Genomic DNA, 24,707 nt, shown 5'->3' with positions numbered 1-24,707 from the left:
GCGTCCTCCCGGTAGGCACCGCGGAGGTCAGCGGCGGCGGCGCCGCTTGGTGCCGAACATGCCCCGGAGCAGTTCCTTGCCGATGGCCCCTGCGGCCTGGACGGCGAAATCCATCATCGGGTTCTGTTCCTGTTTCGGCACGCGCTCCGGCGCCTGCTTCCGCCCGCGGGGGGCCGGAACCGGATCGTCCCCGCGGGACGGGGGTGCGGAGTTCGGGAGGCTGCCGGGCCGCCCCAGGATGTCCTCCTCGATGCGGCGCGATTCCGCATCGATGTCCTCCTGCGACTGTCCGGCGCCCGGCACCCGGCCGGCCACCGAACCGCCCGTGGCGGAACCGGGCGCGGGCTCCGCCGTCGCCCTGCCCTTGAGGACCTCGTAGGCGGACTCGCGGTCCGTCACGGTTCCATAGACGGACAGCAGGGCCGATTCGGAGACCGTCCGGGCGACGACCTCCGCGGCCGAGGCGCCCATCGTCGACTCCGGTGTCCACATGCGCGTCCACGCGACCGGCGTCGGAGCGCCGTTTTCGTTCATCACGGTCACGATCGCCTCGCCCGTGCCGGCCTGGGTGAGGGCCTCCTCGAGGTCGTAGTCGCTGACGGGGAACGTGGAAACGGTGGCTCGCAGCGCCTTGGCGTCGTCGGGGGTGAACGCCCGCAGCGCGTGCTGCACGCGGTTCGCGAGCTGTCCCAGCACATCCGCCGGGACGTCTTTGGGCGTCTGCGTCACGAAGAACACGCCGACCCCCTTGGACCGGATCAGGCGCACGGTGGTCATGATCGAGTCGAGGAACGCCTTCGACGCGTCACGGAACAGCAGATGGGCCTCGTCCAGGAAGAACACGAGCTTGGGCTTGTCGGCGTCCCCCACCTCGGGGAGCTCCTCGAAGAGGTCCGCGAGCAGCCACACCAGGAACGTGGAGAACACCAGCGGCTTCTGCAGAATCGTCGGAAGCTCGAGGCAGGAGATGACGCCGCGGCCGTCCGGTGCCATGCGCAGCAGCTCGGCGGTGTCGAACTCCGGCTCGCCGAAGAACTTCTCCAGGCCCTGGGCCTCCAGCGCCACGAGTTCACGCAGGATCACGCCCGCGGTGGCCTTCGACAGCCCGCCGAGCTCCCGGAGTTCCGCCTTGCCCTCGTCGCCGGTCAGGTGCGAGATCACGGCCCGGAGGTCCTTGAGGTCGTAGAGCAGCAGGTCCTTTGTGTCCGCGTAGTGGAAGATCAACTGCAGGCTCGACTCCTGCGTTTCGTTCAGCTCCATGATCCGCGAGAGCAACAGGGGACCGAAGGAGGAGATCGTCGCCCGGACCGGAATGCCGGCGCCGTCGCCGCCGAGGGAAAAATACTCCACCGGGAAGGTTTTGGGCGTCCAGTCCATGCCCACGCTCCTGGTGCGGGCCAGCAGCTTGTCGCTGGGAGTCCCCGGCGTCGAGAGGCCGGTGAGATCCCCCTTGATGTCTGTCAGGAACACCGGGACGCCGTTGGCGGAGAGCTGTTCGGCCATGACCTGCAGCGTGATGGTCTTGCCGGTGCCGGTCGCGCCGGCCACCAGACCATGGCGGTTCATCATGCTCAGGGGGAGCCGCACCCGTGCGTCAGGATGGACCTCGCCCCCGACCAGCGCCGCCCCCAGGTCCACGCAGGGTCCCTCGAAGGTGTAGCCGGACTTGATCTTTTCGGCCTGCCCGGCCGCTGCGCTCGTCGACATGGCACCCAGCCTAAGCCTCGATCCACCGATGCGTGGTGAGTGATAGATCGTTTACGTGAACTTTTGAGTTACGTGGTTTTGGGTGTCGTTGATGTCCCGGCCTCGCTGCCGGTGGTGTTCCACGTTGTTTTTCCGGTAGTGCCGCGGTACGGCTGACTGGTCGGTTTTCAGGAAGGTTGTGGTGGTGCGTTCACTGCGGTGAAGAGTCGTTCCCACGCCGATTGCCAGGGCCATGCCTCGGGTAGGCGTAAGCGGATTCTTCGGCCACTGGAGGCGATTCGGGCCGGGACGTTGACGAGCTTGGCCCGGATTGTTGCGGTCCTGGCTTTGGTGAACTTCCCAGCGGCCAGGACGCCCGCGGTCCGGGCGAGGTTGTAGGCCATTACGGCCAGCGCCAGCCAGGCGGAGTTCGCCCCGAAGTGCCCGGATGGAAGGTGTGCCAGGGCACTGTTTTTCAGGTCGGCGTTGACTTGTTCGATGATGGCGTGTTTGCGGTGGGCCGCATCCGCGGCGACTGTGTCCAGAACGTCGTTGGTGACGGTGGTGAAGAACGCGTGGAACCGATGCGCCTGGAACAGGGTCGGCTGGCCGACTCCGGATTGCGGGTTCAGCTCGGGTATGCGGCGCACGACGAGGCGTCCGGTGACTTGTTCGCCCTTCTTGCGGGAGGTGAACGCGGTGAAGGATGTTTCGGCGACTTCCGCGCGGGAAATCCAGGCGCCGGCGTCCTCGTCGAAGACCGCGTCGGTGTATTCGATGGTTGTCCACGCGGAGTCCTCGATGCCGGCGATGGCGCGTTTCACTGCCTGGTCCATGCGCACGGTTACCGAGATATCGGCCCTGGCGGCCAGGGCGGCGGATACCGGCGCGTGGCCGTAGTAGGCCGAATCGAAGCGGCAGAGCACCGGGGCCCCCTCACGGATGCGCCCCAACGTGGACAGGGCATCGGCAACCAGCCGCCTGGCGCCGCGGGCCGAGTTCGCCGCGCCCTTGCGCAACCGTTGGGCCAAAACGATCGGGGCGGCGTCCTTCGTGGAGGCGGTGGCCAGGAGGGCGTTCAGTCCCCGCACCCCGGAGTAGCCGTAGCCCGATCCCTGTTTCTGGTAGCCGTGGACCTCGATGATCGTGTCGTCGACATCGACGAAGACGAAGCCGGGGTCCGAGGGGTTTCCCAGTGGTGCTGCCCTGTCGGCGAGGTTGACCAGGAAGCGGGAGGCAACCGCGTCGATCTGGCGGACGTGTCCGAAGGTAAAGGACCGCAGGAACGAGCCCAGAGTCGAGGGAGCATAGGCGGAGCTGAAGATCCGTTTGGTACCGCCGTGGCGCAGCACTGCCATGTCGTCGATGGAATCCGCCCCGGCGGTCATCCCGGCCACCAGCGAGGTGACCTTCAAGCCGGCGTTCGCGCCCTTGTCCGTGGGCACAGTGAGCCGCGCGTCGGCCAGTTCGCGCAAGCCCGCGTCCCTGGCCAATCCGAGGATCGGCACCAGCCCCGCGGCAGACACGAGGTTGGGCTCGTCGAAGGAAACTGACACGGCGGAGGGACTGTGGGAAACTTGCACCTGCGAGATGCCCTTCTGATTCAGGAAACTTGTTCTGTGGTAAGTCCAATTTTCCCTGAAAAGACGGGCATCTCCTCATTAATGACGTCCTACCCCACCTGAGCCCGTCGGTGGATCAAGGCTAAGGCGCGCTCCGCGGCGACGCACCCGTCCCCGGTCCCGCGCCCCGCCCGCCGGGCGCGTCACAATCGCTTCACATGACGCGGTGCGGCGGCTCGGTGACGCGTGTGGCGGCCCGGCGCCGGTCACATCCGGTCATATTCCGGATGATGAAGCGCCGCGCGACGGACGGCTTGCGGGGCCGTCCGGGCCCTGCGTTAGATAGTGGAACCCAACCATCAAGAGCGGCCGAGAGATCTGGATCGATGACGCCGCAGCAACCATCCGAGGGCCCCGTGGGGGCCGCGCGAACGGTGCTACCGCCAGAAGCGATGGAGACGCATCAGCGACGCCACCCGGACCCGCGGCATGCCACCGGACCGGACCGCCGCCGCACTCCTTCGCTGTGACAATGCGAGGAGAACCATGTCCGAACACAACGTCGGCGCAGCCCCACCGGCGCTGTCCTACGAGCTGTACCCGCCGGCCAACGAACGCGCCGCCGCCAGGGTCTTCGAGACCATCGAGGCGCTGGCCGGCACCAACCCCGACTACGTGTCCGTCACCTCCAGCGGGACGCCTGCCCGCCGCGAGGCCACCATCGAACTCGTGGGCCACCTGGTCCGCAACACCGCGCTGCGGCCCCTGGCGCACCTGATCTGCGTGGGGGAGAGCCGCGCCACCCTGGACGCCCTTGTCACCCGCCTGGTCGGGCTGGGCGTCCGCGGGGTGCTGGCACTGCGCGGGGACCTCCCCGCGGAGCCGGACGCGAACCGCGGGGAGCTCCGCTACGCCGGCGAGCTGGTGGAGCTGATCCGCGGCGTCGAGCGGCGCCACGCGGCGTCGTTGGCCGGCGGCAGGCTGGCCGTCGGGGTGGCGGCGTATCCGCGCCGGCACCCGGAGTCGCCGTCGTTCGAGCACGACGTCGAGGTGCTGCTGGCGAAGGAGCGTTCCGGCGCCAACTTCGCCATCACCCAGGTCTACTTCGAGCGCTCCGACTACACCGGCCTCGTGGAGGCCGCGCGCCGCGCCGGGGTCAGGATTCCGATCGTCCCCGGCATCATCCCGTTCGACAGCGTGCGGCGCCTGACCCGCCTCGCCGCGATGTCCGGCGTCGAACCGGGCAGGGACCTGCTGCACCGCCTCGAAACGGCGGACAGCGACGGCGAACGACGCCGGATCGGCGTCGCCAGCGCCGTCGAGCTGGCCAAGGGCGCGTTCGATGACGGCGCCCCCGGCCTGCACCTCTACACGTTCAACGATCCGCAGGGCTCGCTGGAAGTCGTCGAGGCGCTCGAGATCTCCAAGGCAGCACCGCAACGCGTGCCCGCCTAGGCGGCGCGCACGCACACCGACCCACCGACCGATTCACCGCAAAAGGAGCACCACCATGACCACCCACCAGAACAGCTTCCCCGCCGCCACCATCCTCGGATACCCCCGGATCGGACCGAACCGCGAACTCAAGCGCGCCATCGAGGCCCACTGGGCCGGCAAGCTCGACGCCGACGGCCTGGACCGGGCGTCCGAGGCCCTGCAGGACGCCACCATCGACCGGCTGACCGGCCTCGGACTCGGCGCGGCGGACTCCTCCATCCCCGCCGACTTCGCCCTCTACGACCAGGTGCTGGACACCACCGCCGCCCTCGGCGCCTTGCCGACGCGCTTCGCCGACCTCGCCGAATCGGACGGGTCGCTGGACACCGACGGGTACTTCACGCTGGCCCGCGGCGACGCCGAGCGCCCGCCGCTGGAAATGACCAAGTGGTTCGACACGAACTACCACTACCTGGTCCCGGAGATCGGCCCGGACACGACGTTCGCGCCGCTCGCCCACCGCCTCACCAGCCTCGTGGCCCGGCAGAGCCGCCGCGGAAACACCCTCCGTCCCGTCCTGGTCGGCCCGGTGACCTACCTGCTGCTGGCCAAGGCCGAGGACGGCGCACCCGAGGGCTTCGACCCGTTGTCGCGGCTGGACGACGCCGTTGCCGCCTACGAGGGCATCATCGGCGCGCTCGGAGACGCCGGCGCCGAATGGGTGCAGCTGGACGAGCCGGCCCTGGTCACCGACCGCGGCGGCGAACTGGCCGTCGCCGGCGGCGTCGTCGAGGGCGCCTACCGTGCGCTGGCCGCAGCAACGCGGGCAGGCTCGGGGCCGGCCCTGTTCGTCACCACCGGCTACGGCACCGCCGGAAACCGCCGCGCGCCAGGTGAGGCCCTCGCACTGCTCGCGTCCGCCGGCGTCCAGGCAGTGCACGCGGACCTCGTCGCCGGGGACCTCCTGGCCGACGCCGGGGTGCATGCCTTCCGCGCCGCCAACGGCGGCGCCGCGACGCTGGTCGCCGGCGTCGTGAACGGCCACAACATCTGGCGCAACGACCTCGCCGCGTCGCTGTCCACGCTGGACAAGTTGACCGCGGGCGGCGGCAAGGTGTCCGTCGCGACCTCGACGTCGCTGTTCCACGTCCCGCACCAGGTCGACATCGAGACCAACCTCCCGGGCCACCTGCGGGACTGGATGGCGTTCGCGGACGAGAAGACCACCGAGGTCCTTACCCTGGCCCGCGGACTCGCCACCGGGCCGGACGCCATCGCGGACGAGGTCGGGGCGGCCACCGCGGCCCTCGCGGCGCGGGCCACCGGCGAAGGCGTCCGCAAGGAGGCCATCCGCCGGCGGACCGGGAGCCTCACGGCCGCGGACTTCACCCGGCCCGACGGCGCCGTCCGCGCGGCGGCGCAGCAGGAGCGGCTCGGGCTGCCGGTGCTGCCGACCACCACGATCGGTTCCTTCCCGCAGACCGGCGACGTCCGCAAGGCCCGCTCCGGGCAGCGCAACGGCGCCATCACGGATGCGGCCTACGAGGGCTTCCTGCGCGAGGAGATCGCCCGCGTGGTGCGGCTCCAGGAGGACCTCGGCCTGGACGTGCTGGTCCACGGCGAGCCCGAGCGCAACGACATGGTCCAGTACTTCGCCGAGAACTTCGACGGGTTCGAGACCACCGAGCACGGATGGGTCCAGTCCTACGGTTCACGCTGCACCCGTCCGTCGATCCTCTGGGGAGACGTCAGCCGCCCGGCGGCGTTCACCGTCCCGTGGACCGCGTACGCGCAGTCCCTGACCCCGCGTCCGCTCAAGGGCATGCTGACCGGTCCGGTGACCATCCTCGCGTGGTCCTTCGTCCGCGAGGACCAGCCTCTGTCCGAGACGGCGAACCAGGTGGCGCTCGCGCTGCGCGACGAGATCGCCGACCTCGAGACCGCGGGCACCGCGATCATCCAGGTCGACGAGCCGGCCCTGCGCGAACTGCTGCCGCTGCGCGCCGAGGACCAGGAGGCCTACCTCGACTGGTCGGTGAATTCGTTCCGCCTGGCGACCTCGGGCGTGCGCACGGACACCCAGATCCACACGCACCTGTGCTACTCCGAGTTCGGCGAGGTCATCCGCGCCATCGACGGCCTGAACGCCGACGTGACCAGCATCGAGGCGGCCAGGTCCCGCCTCGAGGTCGTCGGGGACCTGGCCGGATACGGCTACGAACGCGGGATCGGCCCGGGCGTCTACGACATCCACTCCCCGCGGGTGCCCTCCACGGCGGAGGTCACGGACCTCATCCGAACCGCGCTGACGGCGGTGCCGGCGCGCCACCTGTGGATCAACCCGGACTGCGGGCTCAAGACCCGCGGATACCAGGAGACGACGGCGGCGCTGCGCAACCTGGTCGACGCCACCGCCGCGGTGCGCGCCGAACTGGACGCCACCGTGGGCACCGCCGCGGACCGGGCCGCCCAGGGCCACACCGCCTGAGCGGACCGGTGGCACCAGCGCACCAGCAGCACCGCAGCACAGCAAGACCGCGGTGCCCGGCCCCTGGCGGGCCGGGCACCGCCCCCACCCCTGACGAAGGAGCCCCTTCCCATGAGCACGAACGCGCACGGCTGTTCCGCCACAGACCAGATCCACGCCGGCTACGAGCCGGCCGGGCCGCACTTCCCCGTGGCCCCGCCGATCCACCAGACGGCGGCGTACGCGTTCCCTGACTACGAATCGGCCCGATCGATGTTCGCGCTCAGGAAACCGGGCTTCACCTACACCCGCACCGGCAACCCGACGGTGGCCGTGCTGGAACAGCGCCTCGCCGCGCTGGAGGGCGGGACCGGCGCCATCGCGACGGCGACCGGGCAATCCGCCGTCGCCATCGCCCTCCTGGCCCTCCTCGGGGGCGGGCGGGACGAGCACGGCGCCCGAACGCCCGGCGGACGGCACCTCGTGGCCTCCTCGCAGCTGTACGGGGGAACGGTGGACCTGCTGACGGACACGTTCGCAGACTTCGGCATCACCGTGGACTTCGTCGATCCCGCCGTGCCCGGCGCCTGGGCGGACGCGATCACGGCGGACACCCGCGCGGTCCTGCTCGAATCCATCACCAACCCGCTGGCCACCCTCCCGGACCTCCGGGCGATCGCCGCGGCCGCGCACCGGGCGGGTGTGCCGGTGGTCGTGGACAACACGCTGGCCACGCCGGCCCTGTACCGGCCCATCGAACACGGCGCGGACATCGTGGTGCACTCCGCCACCAAGTTCCTCGGCGGCCACGGGGCGGCGCTGGCTGGGGCCGTCGTCGACTCCGGAAACTTCGACTTCGCCGCGCACCCGGACAAGTGGCCCCAACTCGCGGCGCCCAAGGCGCGCTACGGCAACGAAAGCCTGGCCGACCGCCACGGCCGGGGCGCGTACCTGGCGCTCGCCCGCAGCAAGTACCTGCACGACCTCGGCCCCTCGCTGTCCCCGGCCAGCGCCGCGGAGATCCTGCGCGGCATCGAGACCCTGGGCCTGCGCGTCGCCCGGCACGCGTCCAACACGGAGCGGATCGCGCGGTTCCTGTCCGCGCACCCGGCTGTCGCCCGGGTGCACCACCCGTCCGTTCCCGGCAACGCCGGCGCCGCCATCGCCGCGCGCGACTTTCCCCGGGGCGCCGGATCCGTTTTCTCCTTCGACCTCGCGGCGCCCGCGGCGGCGGTGGGACCCTTCATCGACTCCCTGCGCGTGTTCGTCCTGGCGGCGAACCTCGGAGACACGCGGTCGCTCGTCGCGCACCCGGCGGCCATGACGCACTGCAGGCTGACGCCGGAGCAGCGGGCCGCCGCCGGGATCGCCGAGACCACCGTCCGGATCTCCGTGGGGCTCGAGGAACCGGCCGACCTGATCGCCGACCTCGACGCCGCCCTGTCGGCGCTCGCGCCCGGACACGTCCCGGACGCCGCCCCGGTCGGCGTGCCGGCGGTCGCGGGACGGGTGGCCTGAGATGACGACGACGCCCGATCCGCTCGCCCGCGGCTTCAACACCACCGCCATCCACGCCGGCCAGGAGCCTGACCCGCTCACCGGCGCCGTGATCCCGCCGATCTACCAGACCAGCACGTTCATCCAGGACGGCATCAACGTCCTGCGCGCCGGGCACGAGTACAGCCGCGGCTCCAACCCCACCCGGAACGGCTTCGAGACCCAGTTGGCGGCCCTCGAGCGCGGGGCGGCCGGCTTCGCGTTCGCCTCCGGGCTGGCCGCCGAGGACGCGCTCCTGCGCGCCCTGCTGCTGCCCGGCGACCACATCGTGCTCGGCGGCGACGGCTACGGCGGAACCAACCGTCTGATCAACCACCTCCTGGCGCCCTGGGGCGTGGCCAACACGGCGGTGGACACCACGGATCTCGCGGCGGTCGCGGGGGCCGTCCGGCCGGGCAGCACCGCCATCCTGTGGCTGGAGACGCCGTCGAACCCGCTGCTCGGCATCGCCGACATCGCCGGCTGGGCGCGGATCGCCCACGACGCCGGGGCGCTCCTGGTCGTGGACAACACCTTCGCGTCCCCCTACCTCCAGCGGCCGCTGGACCTGGGCGCCGACGTCGTGGTGCATTCGACCACGAAGTACATCGGCGGGCACTCCGACGTCCTGGGCGGCGCCGTCGTCGTGGCCGAGAGGTCCCACCGCGGGAAGGCGCTCGCCGAGAGCATCGGCTACCAGCAGTTCGCCGCCGGCGCCGTCGCCGGCCCGCAGGACTGCTATCTGGCCGCCCGGGGACTCAAGACCCTGGGGCTGCGCATGGAACGGCACTGCTCCAACGCGCAGGACCTCGCCGAGTGGCTGGGGGAGCGGCCGGGCATCGCCGAGGTGCTCTACCCGGGCCTGCCCGGGCATCCCGGCCACGAACTCGCCGCGCGGCAGATGTCGGGGTTCGGCGGGATCGTCTCGGTGCGGTTCGCCGGCGGGGAGCGCCAGGCGCGCGCCTTCGCGGAATCCACCCGGCTGTTCGGGCTGTCCGTGAGCCTGGGCGGGGTCGAATCGCTGGTCTGCTATTCCTCGGAGATGACGCACGCGTCCGTCCGGGGGACCGAACTGGCCGTGCCCACGGACCTGGTCCGGCTCTCCGTCGGGGTGGAGGACGTCGAGGACCTCCGGCGGGACCTGGCCGACGCGCTGGAGAAGGTGCGCGTTCTCGGTCCCGTGGTGGCCGGCATCGGGGTTTGACTGGCCGCACACAGGACTCAGAGGGAATCGATGAGCCCACGCATGAGTTGGGAAACCGTGATGTGCTGTTCCTCTGCCGCTTTAGTGAGCTTGGCTCGCCGTTGAGCATCCAAGCGCAAGGTAAAGGGACGAGCTTCGGCTCCCACGCTGACTGGCCGCCCGGGAGTCGGCGGACCGATATGACCGCCGGTGTAACCCTGCTCGGACTCCGCTTCAGCAGCCCAAGCCTCGATGTCCTCATCCGTGAAGTTCTTACCGCCGACCGCTGTGTGCTTGCTCATCTAGTTCACCTTCTCAAACCAACTTCGTTGAGGACCTTCTGTGTCGCGATCATCGCGTGGAAGACCAGCCACCCGTCCGGCTCGTCTTCCACCGCGATGAACTCCAACAGACGGCCCCGGCGGTCCACGCCCACGCCGACCCACTGGATCGGATTCGTATCTCGTCCACGGGAACGCAGTGCTCCCTCGAACGCGGCTCCCACGTCTTCGTCGGCGATCTCAGGACGTTTGGCAGAGATCCTAGGATGCACCCGAACCCGCACAAACCACTCCTCTGCGTATTTCGTACTTCACAGTGTAGTACGAAATTAGCCAATCGACGAGAGTCGAATCCGGATACCATTTCGATCCGGGCAGTTAGCGGCCCGTGTGGAAGGCGCGCGGTGGAGCGGGCTAGCCTCAGAAGGGGTTGAGCAGGCGGTGCACGAACTGCCGGGTCCGTTCCTGGGCGGGGTCGCGCAGGACCCGGTCCGGGTGCCCGCGCTCGACCACGACGCCGCCGTCCATGAATACCACCTCGTCCGCGACCTCGCGCGCGAACGCGAGCTCGTGGGTGACCATCACCATGGTCCAGCCCTCCTCGGCGAGTTCCTTGATCACCGTCAGCACGTCGCCGACGAGCTCGGGGTCCAGGGCCGACGTCGGCTCGTCGAAAAGCAGCAGCGACGGCTTCAGCGCCAGCGCGCGCACGATTCCCACGCGCTGCTGCTGTCCGCCCGAAAGCTGGTGCGGGTACTGGTCGCGCTTCTCGGCGAGCCCGACGCGCTCCAGGAGCGCCTCGGCGTCGGCCACGGCCTCCGCCTTGGGCCGGCGCTGGACCTGCACCGGCCCCTCGATCACGTTCTGGATCACGGTCATGTGGGGGAACAGGTTGTAGCCCTGGAAGACCATGGCGCTCCGGGTCCGCAACGCCTGCGCCTGGGCCCGGGTGGTCTTGGGACCGAACGCCACGGAGGGTCCGCCCGCGAAGGCAACCGTTCCGGCGTCGGGCGTTTCGAGGCCGTTGAGGCAGCGCAGGACCGTGGTCTTGCCGGAGCCGGAAGGACCGATGAGCGCGAGCACCTGGCCCTGGGCGACCGAGAGGTCTATGGACCTCAGCACCTCGTTGTCCCCGAACGACTTGCGGATTCCGCTCGCGGAGAGCAGCGGCTCAGTGGGCGACATAGCGGTCCAGCCTTTCCTCGATCTTGGCCTGGCCCGCGGAGAGCACCAGGCAGAACACCCAGTAGACCAGCGCGGCCTCGACGTAGAGCAGCATGAACTCCTGGCTGAACGCCGCCACCTCCTGGGCCCGGCGGAACAGCTCCGTGACCAGGATCAACGACGCCAGGGACGTGTCCTTGACCAGCGAGATGAACGTGTTGGACAGCGGGGGAACGGATACGCGCGCGGCCTGAGGCAGGATCAGCCGCCGCAGCGAAAGCGTCCGCGACATGCCGATCGTGTACCCGGCCTCCCACTGGCCGCGCGGCACTGAGAGGATCGCGGCGCGGATGATCTCCGCCGCGTAGCCGCCCACGTTCAGCGAGAACGCGATGACCGCGCTGGGCCAGGGATCCAGCGTCACGCCGATGGAGGGCAACCCGTAGAAGATCACGAACAGCTGCACCAGCAGCGGCGTGCCGCGGATGACGGAGACGTAGGCCCGCCCGATCCACGAGAGCACCGGGTTCCGGCCGATCCGCATCAGCGCGACGACCAGCGCGATGGACAGGCCGATCACGAAGCTCACCAGCGAGAGCGGAATGGTCCCGGTGAGTCCACCCAGCACGATCGGCCACAGCGAGTCCAGGAACAGCTGCCAGTCGATACTCATGGGCACAGGCTACCGGGGCGGCGGGAGGCGGCCATCCGCTACTTGGTCACGTCGGCGCCGAAGTACTTTTCGGAGATCTCCGCCAGCGCGCCGTCCGCGGCGAGCTCCTCCAGCGCCGAGTCGACGGCGGCGACCAGGTCCTCGCTACCCTTCGGGAAGGCCAGCGCTGACAGCGACTGGTCCTCCGTCTCGGCGGCGATCTTGATGTTCGCGTTGTTGCTGGTGTTCTGGTAATCGAGGTACGTGAGCTTGTCGTTGATCGTGGCGTCCACGCGGCCCTGCTCCAGCAGCGTCACCGACTGCGCCCAGCCCTCGACGGCCTCGACCTTGGCGCCGCTCTCCTCCGCCAGATCCTTCCAGTTGCTGGTGAGCGACTGCGCGGTGGTCTTGCCGTCGAGGTCCTCGAAGGAGGCGATCTCGCTGTTGTCCGCCGCCGTCACGACGACGCCGGTGCTCACCGTGTACGGCGTAGAGAAGTCGTACGCCTCCTTGCGCTCGTCGGTGATGGACACCTGGTTCGCGATCGTGTCGAAGCGGCCGGACTCCAGCCCGGCGAAGATCGCGTCCCACTGCGTTTCCTGGAAATCGACCTCTACGCCGAGCTTGTCCGCCACGGCGGTGACGACCTCGACGTCGTACCCGGTCAGCGCGCCGGTGCCGCCCTCGTGGAAGGAAAACGGCTTGTAGGTGCCCTCGGTGCCGACGGTCAGCACGCCCTCGTCCTGGATCTGCTGCAGCGTCAGGCCCGTGGCGGAACCGGACGGGGCATCCGATCCGGCGGAACCGGTGTCCGGCGCCGTGGAGCCGCATCCCGCGGCGGCGAGGACGACGGCGAGTGCGGCGGCGGCGAGGGGGAGCGAGAGTCGCTTCATGGGGGGTTCCTTCGGTTCGGTGCGGGACCGGGGCGAGCCCGGAAACAGTGTTCAAGCCAGCAGGATCAACGCCGTCCCGAGGCGCGTTATTCCGTCAGGCGAGCAGCAGGGGAACCAGCATCATGGCGGGCACGGCGACGATGGTGGTGACCAGGACCGTGTCCTTGGCGACCACCACGCCGCGTTCGTAGCGGGACGCGGTCACGAACACGTTTTGGGCGGTCGGCAGGGCGGCCATCACGACGACGGCGAACAGTTCCGCGTCCTGCAAGCCGAAGACCCATGTGCCGATGGCCCACGCCAGCGCCGGCTGGACGAAGAGCTTCAGGCCGGAGGCCACCAGGACGTCGGCGCGGCGGGCTGACACGCGCTCCAAGGGCCGGGACCCCACGAGGGAGATGCCGAACGCGATCAGCATGGCGGGAATGGACGCCCCGGCGATGAGCTCCACGGGTTCCGCCAGCTGCTGCGGGAGCGTCCAGCCGAAGACCGCGAACGCCAGCCCGAGGAGCGAGCCGATGATCATCGGGTTGCGCGCCGTCTGGACGGCCATCGAGGCCACCGTGGTGCGGTGCCGGGTGGTCGAGGCGTCGAGCAGTGCCAGGAGCACGGGGCTGAAGAGCGCGAGTTGGAACAGGATCACGGGCGCCGCGTAGGAGATGTCGCCGAGCACGTACGCGGCGATCGGCATGCCGAGGTTGGCCGAGTTCACGGTCGAGGCGCTCATCGCGCCGATCAGCGCCTCGGAGCGGACGCGCCTGAGCCACCAGCCCGTGGCGAGGAGGTAGAGCGCGGCGACGACGACGGCGCTGCAGAGGGCGACCCCGAGCATGGGTCCGAGGACGGCGGCGGGATCGGAGCCGGCGACGGTGGTGAAGAGGAGCGCGGGGCTGGCGACGAAGAAGGTCAGCCGGTTCAGGACGAAGCGCCCGTGCGGCCCGAGGATCCCGGACCGTCCCACGCCGTATCCGACGGCGATCACGGTCCAGACGACGGCGAAACCGGAAAGGACCCCGATCAAGGGCTAGGCGAAGCGGCCGTTGTCGACCAGCGACAAGGGCGGGCTGGAGAGGTCGTCGCCGACGGCCTCGGCCGGATCGTGGCCGAGCTCGATCATGCGGTTCTCGGCGTCGACGTGGACGATGCTCGGCAGGTATTCGCGGGCCTCCGCCGTGTCCATTTCCGCGTAGCTGATGAGGATGACGGTGTCTCCGGGCTTCACCAGGTGCGCCGCCGCGCCGTTGATGCCGATCACGCCGCTGCCGCGCTCGCCGGCGATCGTGTAGGTCTCCAGGCGGGCGCCGTTGGTGACGTCGACGATGCTGACGAGTTCGCCGGGGAGGATGTCCGCGGCCTCGAGCAGATCGAGGTCGACCGTGACGGAACCGACGTAGTGCAGATCGGCGTGCGTGACCGTGGCTCGGTGGATCTTGGACTTGAACATGGTTCGTCTCATGGCGACTCCAGTCTACGCCGGGGGCAGGTGGCCGCGGGGCGGTTTGGGCACAAAGAGAGCGGGCGACGGGAATCGAACCCGCGTGTCCAGCTTGGGAAGCTGGCGCTCTACCATTGAGCTACGCCCGCAAACGCCCGCAAGTCCGTTCGTACCGCGGGCGCATTCCATCATATCCCACGTCGGGGACGGGTTTGTGCCACCGGGACCCCGCGACCGGGGCCGTCGGCCACCGGGGGACTATCCGGCGGGCGAGGCCTCCGGGGTCGGCTCCTTGCCGCGGCGCCTGCCGGTGAGCGTCCGGACCAGCGGCTCGGCGTAGCGCGCGGCGATGGGCCCGAAGACGGCCAGCAGCATCACGTACGTGGTCGCGAGCGCGGCCAACTCCGTGCCGACGGCGCCCGAGGCGACGGCCAGCCCGGCGATGATGATCGAGAACTCGCCGCGGGCGATCAGCGCGGTGCCGGCCCGGATCCGGCCGGGAAGGGCGATGCCGGCTCGCTTCGCGGCCCAGGCACCCGTCACCACCTTCGTGGCGGCGGTTAACGCCGCCAGCGCCAGCGCGAGCAGCAGCACGGGCGGGATGGTCGAGAGGTCCGTGTTGATCCCGAACACCACGAAGAACATGGCCGCGAAGAGGTCGCGCAGTGGTTCGAGGACCTTGGCGGCCGAATGCGCGGTGGACCCGGAGATCGCGATGCCCAGCAGGAACGCCCCGACGGCGGCCGAGACCTGGAGCGCGGCCGCGATGCCGGCCACGAGCAGCGCCGCGCCGATGAGCTTGAGCAGGAAGTTCTCGCGGTCGTGGGAGTGGACCAGCCGGGAGATCACCCCGCCGAAGCGCAGCGCCATGAGCAGCACCACCGTCACGGCGAGCAGCGCGATGCCCACGGTGCGGAGGCCTCCCCAGAAACTCAAGCCCGCCAGCGTGGCCGTGAGGAAGGGGAGGTAGACGGCCATGGCGAGATCCTCGAGGACCAGGATGGACAGGACCACGGGCGTCTCGCGGTTGCCCAGGCGCCCCAGGTCGGTCAGCACCTTGGCGGCGATCCCGGAGGAGGAGATGTACGTGACACCGCCCAGGACCATGGCCCCGGTGAAGCCCCAGCCGAGCAGCAGGGCCAGTCCCGCCCCGGGCGTGAAATTAAGTGCCAGGTCCATGAAGCCCGCAAGCCAGGACCTTTTCAGACCCGTCACGAGCTCCTTGGCGGTGTATTCCAGCCCGAGCATCAGCAGGAGCAGCACGACGCCGAGTTCGCTGGCGATGTGGCCGAACTCCTGGATGCCGGAGAGCGGGATCAGGCCGCCGTGGCTCACCATGAGTCCGCCGAGGAGGTAGAGGGGGACGGGGGACATGCCGATGCGCGCGGCCAGCCGGCCGAGCAGCCCGAGTCCGAGGAACACTGCGCCCAGTTCTATCAAGACAAGGTGGGTGTCCTCCACGGTCGGCTCCTAGCCGTTGGCCAGTAGCTCGGCGGCGCGGTCCAGTCCGTCGGCCGTGCCGACGACCACCAGCACGTCGCCGGCGGAGAGCCGGAACTCCGGAGGCGGCGAGGGGACGACCTGGCCTGCCCTGGAGACGGCCACGATCGAGGCGCCGGTGCGGGTCCGCAACCGGGTGTCGCCCAGCGAACCCTCCACGTAGGGGCTTTCGTCGCTGAGCACGAACTGCTGGGTGTTCACGCCGGGCAGGCCGCTGTGCTGGCTGGACAGGTGCGCCACCAGTTGCGGGGAGCCGAGCATGCCGCCGAGGGCAGCGGCCTCCTCGTTGGTCAGCCTGACCGAGGCCTGGCACGCGTCGGGGTCCTCGCGCTGGGAAACGATGAGTTCCAACTCGCCGTCCCGGCGCATGACGACCCCCACGCGGCGGCCCGTCGAGAGGGTCACTTCACGCCGCACGCCGATTCCGGGAAGCGGCGTCTCTTCGAGATTCATGGCTCAACTGTAGACCCGGGACCCTACTTGGGATTCTGCCAATGCTCCATCATGAGCTTCTGGGCCTGCTCCTCCGTCAGGTGGCCGATCTCCTCGTGTGTTAGGTGAAGATCCTCCGTTAGCCCACGGGCTAGCCATTCCGGCAGAGCAACGGGTGGCGCTGGTTCGGGATGAGCTTTGATGCCCTCATACAAGCGTCCCATTTGCATGATGACGTCAAAGAGAGGCTTCGCTTGAGGCTGGTCGGACGCTTTGAGCTTTGCTAGGCGGCCTTTCAGCTCGTCATAAATCTCACTGTCGGCCCTGGCGCCGGCTGCCCAGACTTCAGCAATCTCTAGAACAGGCTCGTGAGTATCGTCGGACGTCACCCGCCAGACAATCCGCCAGTCCCTGTCGCCTACGACGATCTTCCGAAATCCGACGAGTGCTCCAAGGAGCGGCTCACCTGCGCCGGGGGATCGCTCGAGGAGGAGCATTTTGGCGAAGACCGCCCGCAGGATCTGCGGATCTTTTTTTTGCAGTCGATATAGATCCGCCATTGCGTCTTCGGTAAGTCGCACGCGGCACGTGGGCTCAGGCAAGGTCACAGTCAGAGGCTAGAGGCTGTAGCGCCCCGCCTCGATCTCCGCCTCGAGTGCGGCCCGGTCGATGCCGAATGCCGCCATCGCACCGTCCAGTTCCGTCCTGACACCCGAATCGGTCGCGAAGCGGGCCATGACCAAAGCAGCTTCCCTGAGTGTTTCCCGATCCTGCCGGAGGCTCTCGACTTCCCGCGCAGAGACAATCTCGGCCACGATTCGCCCGTGGCGAGAGAGCGCGATGTCGTTCCCGGATTCCGCAGAGCTGACCAGCCCCGAGACGCCGGTGCGTGATGCCTCAGTGATCGTCATGGTACTCATGAATCAAATCTACATAGATTTCTACACATATTCAATGGTTTCCGCGTGATTCGTGACTCCGCCGGAGATCTGCGGTCCCCACTAGACTGGCGCGAGAGCCACACCACAGATCGCCGCACCGGGGGAAATGCCTTGTCATCTGCAGGAACCAACAACTACGCCAACTTCATCTGGAACATCGCGGACCTCCTGCGCGGCTCCTACCGCCCCTACCAATACGGCTCGTTGGTCCTGCCGTTTACGGTCCTGCGCCGCATCGACGCCGTGCTGGCGGAAACGAAGGACGCGGTGCTCACGGAGTACAACGCCAAGAAGGACGGCAGCATCCCGCTGACCGTGCTGCTGCCGCGCAAGTCCGGCCACGCCTTCTACAACACCTCCCGTTACGACTTCGCCAAGCTCACCGGCGACGCCGACAACATCCGCGACAACCTCCTGGACTACGTCCGCGGCTTCTCGGACAACGTCCGGGACATCTTCGAGAAGTACAAGCTCGAGGAGCGCATCGAGGAGCTCCACGAGCACAACCTGCACTTCCTCATCGTCCAGCAGTTCGCCGGCGTCGATCTGCATCCGGACAACGTCTCCAACGCGGAGATGGGCCTGATCTTCGAGGAGCTGATCCGCAAGTTCGCCGAGACCTCCAACGAGACCGCCGGCGAGCACTTCACCCCGCGCGAGGTCATCCACCTCATGGTGGACCTGCTCTTCACCCCGGATGACGAGGACCTCCACCAGCCCAACATCGTCCGCTCCGTCTACGATCCCACCGCCGGCACCGGCGGAATGCTCTCGGTCGCCGAGGAACGCATCCGGGACGGCAACCCGGACTCCACGCTCATGCTCGCCGGCCAGGAGATCAACCCGGAGTCCTACGCCATCTGCAAGGCGGACATGGTGATCAAGGGCCAGGACATCGGCTCCATCGTCCTCGGAGACACGCTCCTGGAGGACGGCCACCTGGGGAAGACCTTCAACTACTGCCTGTCGAATCCGCCGTTCCCTCCAAAATGTCCGTGTTGGGTCGTAGGGTGCTGCCATGACGAGCAACGACGAGATTGCTGGATGGAGACTACGCAGCGCCAGGCCACTCCGAACAGAAACTCCTTCCAGCTGGCTGCCTGAAGATTTCCTGAATCTCGCCCAGCGAGAAGAGGAAGCTGGGCTTCGCAACGACGAGCTCTTCCTCCTCAAGCCCGATGGCTACCCGGACCTAGACGTTAGTGCCTATCTGCACGACCGGTCGTTCCGCCGCCTATCCCGCGCGACACAAGTTTCCTACGCCAAGGACCTGCGCACCCACTTCAACTTCCTGTACAGCCAGAACATTGACTGGCGAGAATGCACAGTCGAACTATTCGAAGACTACGAATACTGGCGTCGCCGCGACGAACGCAATCCCTCCAGAATCTCTGGAGCAAAATTCAGCCGAGAGCTTGCAGCCTGCCGCCGATTCTACGAGTGGCACGCTAGACGCGGCACCATCCACATCTCTCCCATCGAAACGTTCACTGATGACAGCTCCTCGAATCGGGCCGGTGTATCAGTACCGCTGATGCCCAAGAACGCCCGGAACAACCGGGTCAAGTGGCTCACCCCCGAGGCCTACCGCCAGTGGAAGCATGTTGGTTTGTCCGGCTACAACTTGGAAGGCCGGCAGAGACGCAACTGGCGCGGGAGGAACGAAGACCGCAACATCTGTTTCGCTGACCTTCTCTGGGATTCCGGGCTCCGGCTCCGTGAAGGCGCAACGCTACTGTGGTGCGAGGTCCCAGCACTCCAAGAACGCACGAACTTCCACCAGGCACGGCTGGCGACCGCAGTGGCGAAAGGCCGAGGACGTAACTTCTGGGTGTCGAGGGCAGCCTTGCAAGGCCTCGGGGCCTACAAGTTGACCACTCGCGCAGAAGCTGTTTCACGGGCCCAGAAAGAGGGGCGGTACGACAATCTTTCTGGCAAACTGGTGTTTCAGTCCGTGGACGCAAACCGCCGAGCCAAGCTCATCGATGACAACCGCCGCGTGACCACTTGCTCGCTGGACGACCTCTACGTCGAAGAACGCGAACGCCTGTTCATCCAAGGCGATGCCGGGCTTGAGCCAGCAATGGTCTGGCTGGCTGAATCGGGTCTGCCGATGAAATACATGACCTGGGAGATGGTGTTCAGTACAGCTTCACAACGCTGTCGGTCCCAGTCGGTTCCGATAACCTGCACTCCGCACATGCTGCGTCACTCATTCGCTTTGAGAATGCTGGTGTCGCTCATCCACGCCACCGATACCCGGCTTGGCATCACGCCGGAGGAACGGCGCGAGTACCGGATGCTCTTTGGAGACCCATGGGTTCTGGTACAGACCATGCTCGGTCATGTGAACGTCGAAATAACCAGGCAAGTGTACTTGGAACCGGTCCAGGGATTGCAGGTTGACTTGTTCCTCAACGCCGGCGAAAACGACGAACACGACTTCTCGGCTGTACTGTCCAGAGAAATCCTGTCCTCACCTCTAGTCAACAAGGGAGTTCGTTAGCATGCCACGACTCAGAGCTGAGTTTCCGTCCGAGGCGTATCGTCGCCCGAAGAGGACGGACAGCAAAGAAACTGTGGTTACTGTTGTTGGTGAGAACGGTGAGTCGCTGGGTTCTTTCGACTTCAGCCGGTACCCATTAGTCGGGACGCTTCGGCAGTCTCTGATCCTTGCGTTTATCAAAGCCACCAGCTCGGGTGGGCGCTGGAGGCGTGCTGGAAGCTGCGCGGCAGGGCAGAGCGTGATTGGTACATTCCTGAAGTTCGTAGAAGCAAATCACCCAGATGTAGAGAGCATTGAGGGCATTACACCGGAGGTCTGGAATTCCTGGCGTGCCGACCTTGAGAGCCGGGTGAAATGGCCAGGACAGATCAATCTGAGCAGATCCTTGCTTGCTGACGTTGAAGGTGTTCCCGAGGCTACCCAACTGGTGCTACGAACCAGGGCACCGAAGCCAAAGTCCCGTGATTACAACGCCTATTCCCGTGAAGAGTTTGCCCGGATCAAGCGTGTGTATACGGGCTACGTGATGGAGGCTGAGAAGCGCATTACGTCCAACGTGAAGACCCTGATCGACTACTGGAACGGAGTAGAAGATCCGGGCCTGTCAAGCTGTTTGTGTAAGTGAACTAGTCAGTTAGTGGTTTTAGTCGTTTCAGAGGTGGACGACTTAGCGTCTTCTGGTCCGTTTTGGTGTTATGCGAGGTGTTGTTCGAGGCGTTCGGGGTAGGTGAGCATCAGGTGCTGGAGGGCCTGGTTCCAGCCCATGGTTCCGGCTCCTTCGACGAGGCCTCCGCTGGTCGATTCCCGGGTGGTGGTGCGGGCCTTGGCCCTTTCGCGGGCGCGTTTGTCCTCGATGTTGCAGATCGCCAGCCAGAGCAGTTTGGTGGCGGCCTGGTCGTTGGGGAAGTGCCCGCGGGTCTTGGTGACCTTGCGCAGCTGGTAGTTCAGCGACTCGATCGCGTTGGTCGTGTAGATGACCTTCCGCAGCGCCGGCGGGAAGCCGAGGAACGGCGTGAAGCGCTCCCAGGCGTGCTCCCATGTCTTCACCGCCGCGGGGTACTTGACCCCCCATTTCCCGGCCGCGAACTCATCCAGGGCCTCCCGGGCGGCTTCCTGGGTCGGGGCCGTGTAGATGGTGCGCAGGGACGCGGCGACCTGCTTGCGGTCTCCGTAGGACACGAAGCGGGTGGAGGCTCGGATCAGGTGCACGACGCAGGTCTGCACGGTGGCGTGGGGCCATGTCGCGCCGATCGCCTCGGGGAACCCGGTCAGGCCGTCGCAGCACACGATCAGCACGTCCTTCACGCCCCTGTTGGCCAGCTCCGCGCAGACCCCGGCCCAGAACTTGGCGCCTTCCGTCTCGGCGATCCAGATGCCCAGCACGTGTTTGATGCCCTCCATGTCCACGCCCACGGCGATGTGGGCGGCCTTGTTCTTCACGTGGTGCCCGTCGCGGATCTTCACCACGATCGCGTCCAGGTACATGATCGGGTAGATCGCATCCAGCGGCCGGCTCTGCCAGGTGATCACCTCGTCCAGGACCTCGTCGGTGATCTTGGAGATCGTCTCGCGCGAGAGCTCGGTGCCGATCGTGGAGGCCAGGTGGTGTTCGATGTCGCGCACCGTCATGCCCCCGGCATAGAGGCTCACGATCATGTCGGCCAGCTCGCTGGTGCGCCGCGATCCCTTGGGAACCAGGCGGGGCACGAACGTGCCGGCCCGGTCCCTGGGCATGCCCAGTTCGACGTCCCCGGCACTGGTGGACACCGTCTTGGGGTAGGTGCCGTTGCGCGAGTTGGACACCGCGCGTCCGGCGTACTCGTTCTTCTCATACCCCAGATGCCCGGACAGTTCGGCCTTCAGGCCACGCTCCAAGCCGGCCTTGATGATCTGCCGGATGAACCCGTCCTTGCCGTCGAGCTCGATCTCCCCACGGTCGATCTGGCCCATCAACTCGTCAAAGGCCCCCGAAGACTTCAGCGCCTCCATGTCCCCCACCGCAGCCATCCGCTCGGCGGTTTTGGACGCGTCTACTTTCATCACCGGATTCTTGTGGTCAGTCACAGTCACAATCATGCTCCATTCCAAGGGTGACTAGGCTACTTACACACACCATCTGACACCCTCGAAGATCCAGAGGATAAACCGTATAGGGCGAGATGGAAAGACTGGAGCAAAGGCCAGATTCTTGACCATCTGCTGACCACCGGTGAGATACCGAAGGTCATGGAGAAGTTTCCGCACCATTCAGGTTTGAAAGAGCACTTCGGTCTTGAACCTCATCAACGGTCGAGGAATTTGCTGTTTCCAAGTCCTGCGGAAACCCTGGCCCTGGTAGTGCTGTTCATTTGCGAGCGGGGTTACAACTCGTCGGTAGTGTTCGGCATGGAAGTTCCCGAGTTGGTGTCTGGGATCCCCATCAAGTCCACCGGATCGGTGTATACGGCCCATTTGGACAAACCCCGGCGTGGTCCAGCCAAAAGGTATTTCACCAGCAACTTCGCGGGAAACGAATCCCGCCTCATGGAGTGGGCTATTCGGATGACTCAGCCAGCTCGCTACACGCTTGAGCAATTAGGATTCCCCACAAACCAGTTGCTTATTGCTTTGGGCACACAAACGACCAGGCATCCTTCCGGGATTTTCATTACGGACTGGTCAACGAGCGGTTACTTTGTGAAGTCCTTGGACAAGCTGGCTCCAGTGCTCGGTGACGACGGTACTCCACTTCACCTGAATCTTCGCCGTCTCCGGCTGACCGAGCAGGTACACAGCCAGAGGAGCCGGCAGAACTCCGAAACGGTAAGCGAGGAAATCTACCGGCGGTCCGAGCCAGCTACTGTCAAGCAAGCCGTACCGGTGCTCTTGCAAGGGCAGCAAGAAGCTCTCCAGCACGCACAGAGGTTTGTCGAAATCCGCACCGTCACCGCACAAGAGCTGCCGGCGGACGGAGCCCATGTGGAAGCGCTATCCGCACGGCTGGGTATCGGCCAGGAGGCAGCCCAGTCGCTGCTCAACGGGACATTGGATACGGCTACGGCCGCCTGCACTGACTTCTTCCACAGCCCCTTCGATACAGACCAGAACGGTGCCTGTGCGGCTTCCTTCATGATGTGCTTCGGCTGCGACAACGCTGTTGCCACTCCACGGCACTTGCCCCAGCTTGTGGTGCTATTTGACGCCTTGCAGTCCATCTCGTCCACGGTCAGCGAAGAGCGGTGGAACCGGGAGTTTGCAATGCACCAGGCAAGGCTGCGGAACCTCTTGTCTCGGCTTGCCACCAAGGCAGAGATTGTTAGCGGCCATGAAAAACTGCCCATAGGCGGCCACGGAACTGCCCACTGACGGCCATGGAAACTGCCCGTTGGTGGCCGTGAGATCTGCCCACTTCTTTGACGTAGCCCTGCTGCTTAAGCGGCGGGAGCCTCTTCCCCCTACGTGTCAGGCTGGAGCGGTACCAGGGTGACATAGCAAATCAGCTCGATCGCGTAGGGCGAGAATCAGGAAACCGATCAACGTGTCTAATCTAGTTCTGGCCGATGTGGGCCACGATGGATCCATGAGTAGTTCCGGACCGCGTGCCGGTGGACCGACCCCGCGACGGTCGTTCAGCCCCGCGCAGAAGCTCGAGTTTTTGACCCGGTACGAGGACGCCTGCACCCGTCAGGGAGGTGCTGCGTTCCTGCGTGAACAAGGTTTGTATTCCTCCCAGATCGCCGAGTGGCGCAGGCTGCGCGATGCTGGCGTGCTGGCCGGCAAGAAAGCTGGCGAAACCGTGGGGAAGCTCTCTGCGGAGCAGGTGGAGATCGCCAGATTGCGCCGCCAGTTGGGGGTGAGCGAGAGCCGGTTGAAGCAGACCGAGGCAGCCTTGGACGTGATGGGAAAACTCTCGGCGTTCTTCGAGAACGCCATCGCGGAATCGCCGGACGAACCGAAACCCAAGAAGAAATGACCGGGGCCTACCGACTGTTGGTGCAGACGGATATGCCGACGCGGCGGGCCGCGGCTCTGGTCGGGCTCTCGCGCACGACGATCTACCGCAAGCCCGCCGCACCGGTGGACCAGGCCCCGGTGGTGCCGCCGAACAGGCTCAGCGATGCGGAGCGCGCCGAGATTTTGGCGGCGTTGAATTCCCCACGGTTTGTGGACCTGGCACCCCTGCAGGTCTACGCGAAGCTGCTCGAGGAGGACATCTACCTCGGGTCGGTCTCCACGTTCTACCGGGTGCTCCGGGAGAACCGGCAGGTCGCCGAACGCCGCCGGCTGGCCAAGCACCCGGCCCGGGCCATCCCGGAACTGGTCGCCACCGCCCCTGGCCAGGTGCTCAGCTGGGACATCACGAAGCTAGCCGGACCGGTGAAGGGCAAGTACTTCGACTGCTACCTGATGGTGGACATCCATTCGAGGTTCATCGTCGGGGCGCATGTGCACGCCACCGAATCCGGGATCCTCGCGGTGGAGATGATGAAGGAGATCTTCGGTATCCACGGCGTCCCGGAGGTCGTGCATGCGGACCGCGGCACGTCCATGACCTCCAAAACGGTGGCCGCGCTGCTCTCGGACCTGGAGGTCACCCGATCCCACTCCAGGCCCCGGGTGAGCAACGACAACCCTTACTCGGAGTCGATTTTCAAGACCATGAAATACGGGCCGACGTTCCCCGAGCGCTTCGGCTCACTAGGCGATGCCCGGGCGTTCATCAGCGGCTTCGTGGATTGGTACAACCACCACCACCAGCACTCCGGGATCGGGCTCCACACCCCGGCGAACGTGCACTACGGCTTCGCCGACTCGGTCGCCGGGAAGCGTTCGCAGACACTGGCCGCGGCCCGGGCCAAACACCCACACCGATTCAACACCGCCACCGACCCCAAAATCCTAGCCCTGCCCGGGCCAGCATGGATCAACCAACCAACCGAAACCACCGAAAAGCCAGCAGCCTAACTCACCTTGGTACCGCTTGACTTGAAAAATTCCGTCCCGGGGTTTGATAACGGTGTCTAGTCGCACCAAAGTCGCCCGGGAAGAGGCC

At 66.8% G+C, this 24,707-nt stretch carries 22 protein-coding genes, 1 tRNA gene and 1 riboswitch; of the genes, 9 read left to right on the top strand and 14 right to left on the bottom strand.

Annotated features, from left to right (window positions below; translation table 11 throughout):
* Nucleotides 1-27: 27 nt before the first annotated feature.
* Both AC0QSG_RS09095 and AC0QSG_RS09090 read right to left on the bottom strand, forming a co-directional pair.
* Nucleotides 28-1,707, bottom strand: a complete 1,680-nt coding sequence (locus tag AC0QSG_RS09095) for a helicase HerA-like domain-containing protein (protein WP_475375143.1) — start codon at nt 1,705-1,707, stop codon at nt 28-30.
* A gap of 167 nt (nt 1,708-1,874) precedes the next feature.
* Complete coding sequence (locus AC0QSG_RS09090; protein WP_475375142.1) at nt 1,875-3,269, bottom strand: IS1380 family transposase; 1,395 nt, start codon at nt 3,267-3,269, stop codon at nt 1,875-1,877.
* 332 nt (nt 3,270-3,601) lie between these two features.
* A riboswitch (SAM riboswitch) is annotated at nt 3,602-3,707 on the top strand.
* A gap of 87 nt (nt 3,708-3,794) precedes the next feature.
* Here AC0QSG_RS09090 and AC0QSG_RS09085 point away from each other — a divergent pair.
* The 4 genes from AC0QSG_RS09085 (at nt 3,795) to AC0QSG_RS09070 (ending at nt 9,892) form a co-directional block, all read left to right on the top strand.
* A complete protein-coding gene (locus AC0QSG_RS09085) occupies nt 3,795-4,703 on the top strand; it encodes a methylenetetrahydrofolate reductase (protein WP_475375141.1) in 909 nt (302 codons plus the stop codon).
* Nucleotides 4,704-4,758: 55 nt separating this feature from the next.
* Nucleotides 4,759-7,173 carry a 5-methyltetrahydropteroyltriglutamate--homocysteine S-methyltransferase gene (gene metE / locus AC0QSG_RS09080; protein ID WP_475375140.1) on the top strand — a complete coding sequence of 805 codons (2,415 nt, stop codon included), beginning with the start codon at nt 4,759-4,761 and terminating at the stop codon, nt 7,171-7,173.
* A 111-nt stretch (nt 7,174-7,284) separates the two neighbouring features.
* Nucleotides 7,285-8,670, top strand: a complete 1,386-nt coding sequence (locus AC0QSG_RS09075; RefSeq protein ID WP_475375139.1) for an O-acetylhomoserine aminocarboxypropyltransferase/cysteine synthase family protein — start codon at nt 7,285-7,287, stop codon at nt 8,668-8,670.
* 1 nt (nt 8,671) lies between these two features.
* Entirely contained in the window at nt 8,672-9,892 is a 1,221-nt protein-coding gene (locus AC0QSG_RS09070) for a cystathionine gamma-synthase (protein ID WP_475375138.1), read from the top strand.
* 17 nt (nt 9,893-9,909) lie between these two features.
* On the opposite strand, the gene AC0QSG_RS09065 is transcribed toward AC0QSG_RS09070, so the two are convergent.
* From AC0QSG_RS09065 to AC0QSG_RS09015, 11 genes are all read right to left on the bottom strand, one after another.
* A complete protein-coding gene (locus AC0QSG_RS09065) occupies nt 9,910-10,173 on the bottom strand; it encodes a CopG family transcriptional regulator (protein WP_475375137.1) in 264 nt (87 codons plus the stop codon).
* 399 nt (nt 10,174-10,572) lie between these two features.
* Complete coding sequence (locus tag AC0QSG_RS09060; protein WP_475375136.1) at nt 10,573-11,337, bottom strand: amino acid ABC transporter ATP-binding protein; 765 nt, start codon at nt 11,335-11,337, stop codon at nt 10,573-10,575.
* On the bottom strand, nt 11,324-11,989 hold the full coding sequence (locus tag AC0QSG_RS09055; RefSeq protein ID WP_435727320.1) for an amino acid ABC transporter permease: 666 nt from the start codon (nt 11,987-11,989) through the stop codon (nt 11,324-11,326). Before AC0QSG_RS09055 ends, AC0QSG_RS09060 begins: the two co-directional genes overlap by 14 nt.
* A gap of 38 nt (nt 11,990-12,027) precedes the next feature.
* Nucleotides 12,028-12,861, bottom strand: a complete 834-nt coding sequence (locus AC0QSG_RS09050) for an amino acid ABC transporter substrate-binding protein (protein WP_475375135.1) — start codon at nt 12,859-12,861, stop codon at nt 12,028-12,030.
* Between the two features lie 94 nt (nt 12,862-12,955).
* Nucleotides 12,956-13,882 (bottom strand): AEC family transporter, encoded by a 927-nt coding sequence (locus AC0QSG_RS09045; RefSeq protein ID WP_475375134.1) that lies wholly within the window; start codon nt 13,880-13,882, stop codon nt 12,956-12,958.
* Between the two features lie 3 nt (nt 13,883-13,885).
* Entirely contained in the window at nt 13,886-14,317 is a 432-nt protein-coding gene (panD, locus tag AC0QSG_RS09040) for an aspartate 1-decarboxylase (protein ID WP_475375133.1), read from the bottom strand.
* Nucleotides 14,318-14,374: 57 nt separating this feature from the next.
* Nucleotides 14,375-14,445 (bottom strand) — tRNA-Gly (locus AC0QSG_RS09035).
* A 109-nt stretch (nt 14,446-14,554) separates the two neighbouring features.
* Nucleotides 14,555-15,757, bottom strand: coding sequence for a cation:proton antiporter (locus AC0QSG_RS09030; protein ID WP_475375132.1), 1,203 nt, complete (start codon nt 15,755-15,757; stop codon nt 14,555-14,557).
* Nucleotides 15,758-15,766: 9 nt separating this feature from the next.
* Nucleotides 15,767-16,249, bottom strand: a complete 483-nt coding sequence (locus tag AC0QSG_RS09025; RefSeq protein ID WP_435727315.1) for a cation:proton antiporter regulatory subunit — start codon at nt 16,247-16,249, stop codon at nt 15,767-15,769.
* A 23-nt stretch (nt 16,250-16,272) separates the two neighbouring features.
* Entirely contained in the window at nt 16,273-16,788 is a 516-nt protein-coding gene (locus AC0QSG_RS09020) for a type II toxin-antitoxin system RelE family toxin (protein WP_475375131.1), read from the bottom strand.
* Nucleotides 16,789-16,845: 57 nt separating this feature from the next.
* Nucleotides 16,846-17,148, bottom strand: coding sequence for a type II toxin-antitoxin system Phd/YefM family antitoxin (locus AC0QSG_RS09015; protein WP_475375130.1), 303 nt, complete (start codon nt 17,146-17,148; stop codon nt 16,846-16,848).
* Nucleotides 17,149-17,280: 132 nt separating this feature from the next.
* Here AC0QSG_RS09015 and AC0QSG_RS09010 point away from each other — a divergent pair, with 132 nt between their 5' ends.
* Genes AC0QSG_RS09010 through AC0QSG_RS09000 form a run of 3 tightly spaced genes read left to right on the top strand, consistent with a single transcriptional unit; the run spans nt 17,281 to nt 20,300 of the window.
* The gene (locus AC0QSG_RS09010; protein ID WP_475375129.1) at nt 17,281-18,273 is read left to right on the top strand and encodes a type I restriction-modification system subunit M; all 993 of its coding nucleotides are present in this window, start codon (nt 17,281-17,283) and stop codon (nt 18,271-18,273) included.
* A complete protein-coding gene (locus tag AC0QSG_RS09005) occupies nt 18,188-19,675 on the top strand; it encodes a site-specific integrase (protein ID WP_475375128.1) in 1,488 nt (495 codons plus the stop codon). The genes AC0QSG_RS09010 and AC0QSG_RS09005 overlap by 86 nt, the downstream gene beginning before the upstream one ends.
* 1 nt (nt 19,676) lies before the next feature.
* Nucleotides 19,677-20,300 carry a hypothetical protein gene (locus tag AC0QSG_RS09000; RefSeq protein WP_475375127.1) on the top strand — a complete coding sequence of 208 codons (624 nt, stop codon included), beginning with the start codon at nt 19,677-19,679 and terminating at the stop codon, nt 20,298-20,300.
* A 68-nt stretch (nt 20,301-20,368) separates the two neighbouring features.
* On the opposite strand, the gene AC0QSG_RS08995 is transcribed toward AC0QSG_RS09000, so the two are convergent.
* Nucleotides 20,369-21,715: an IS256 family transposase gene (locus AC0QSG_RS08995; protein ID WP_475375126.1), complete on the bottom strand. Its 1,347-nt coding sequence runs from the start codon at nt 21,713-21,715 to the stop codon at nt 20,369-20,371.
* Nucleotides 21,716-21,901: 186 nt separating this feature from the next.
* Between AC0QSG_RS08995 and AC0QSG_RS08990 the strand changes: the two genes are divergently transcribed.
* Nucleotides 21,902-23,020, top strand: coding sequence for a hypothetical protein (locus AC0QSG_RS08990; RefSeq protein ID WP_475375125.1), 1,119 nt, complete (start codon nt 21,902-21,904; stop codon nt 23,018-23,020).
* 214 nt (nt 23,021-23,234) lie between these two features.
* Nucleotides 23,235-24,619 (top strand): IS3 family transposase gene (locus AC0QSG_RS08985; protein ID WP_475375028.1). Its coding sequence is split into 2 segments (ribosomal slippage): nt 23,235-23,553 and nt 23,553-24,619, totalling 1,386 coding nucleotides; the frame shifts between segments, so codons are not numbered across the junction.
* Nucleotides 24,620-24,707: the final 88 nt, after the last annotated feature.

It is taken from the genome of Arthrobacter sp. LT660 (genome assembly GCF_056172845.1).
The sequence above is the reverse complement of the archived record's forward strand: the minus strand, read 5'-3'. Positions and strand labels throughout refer to the sequence as shown.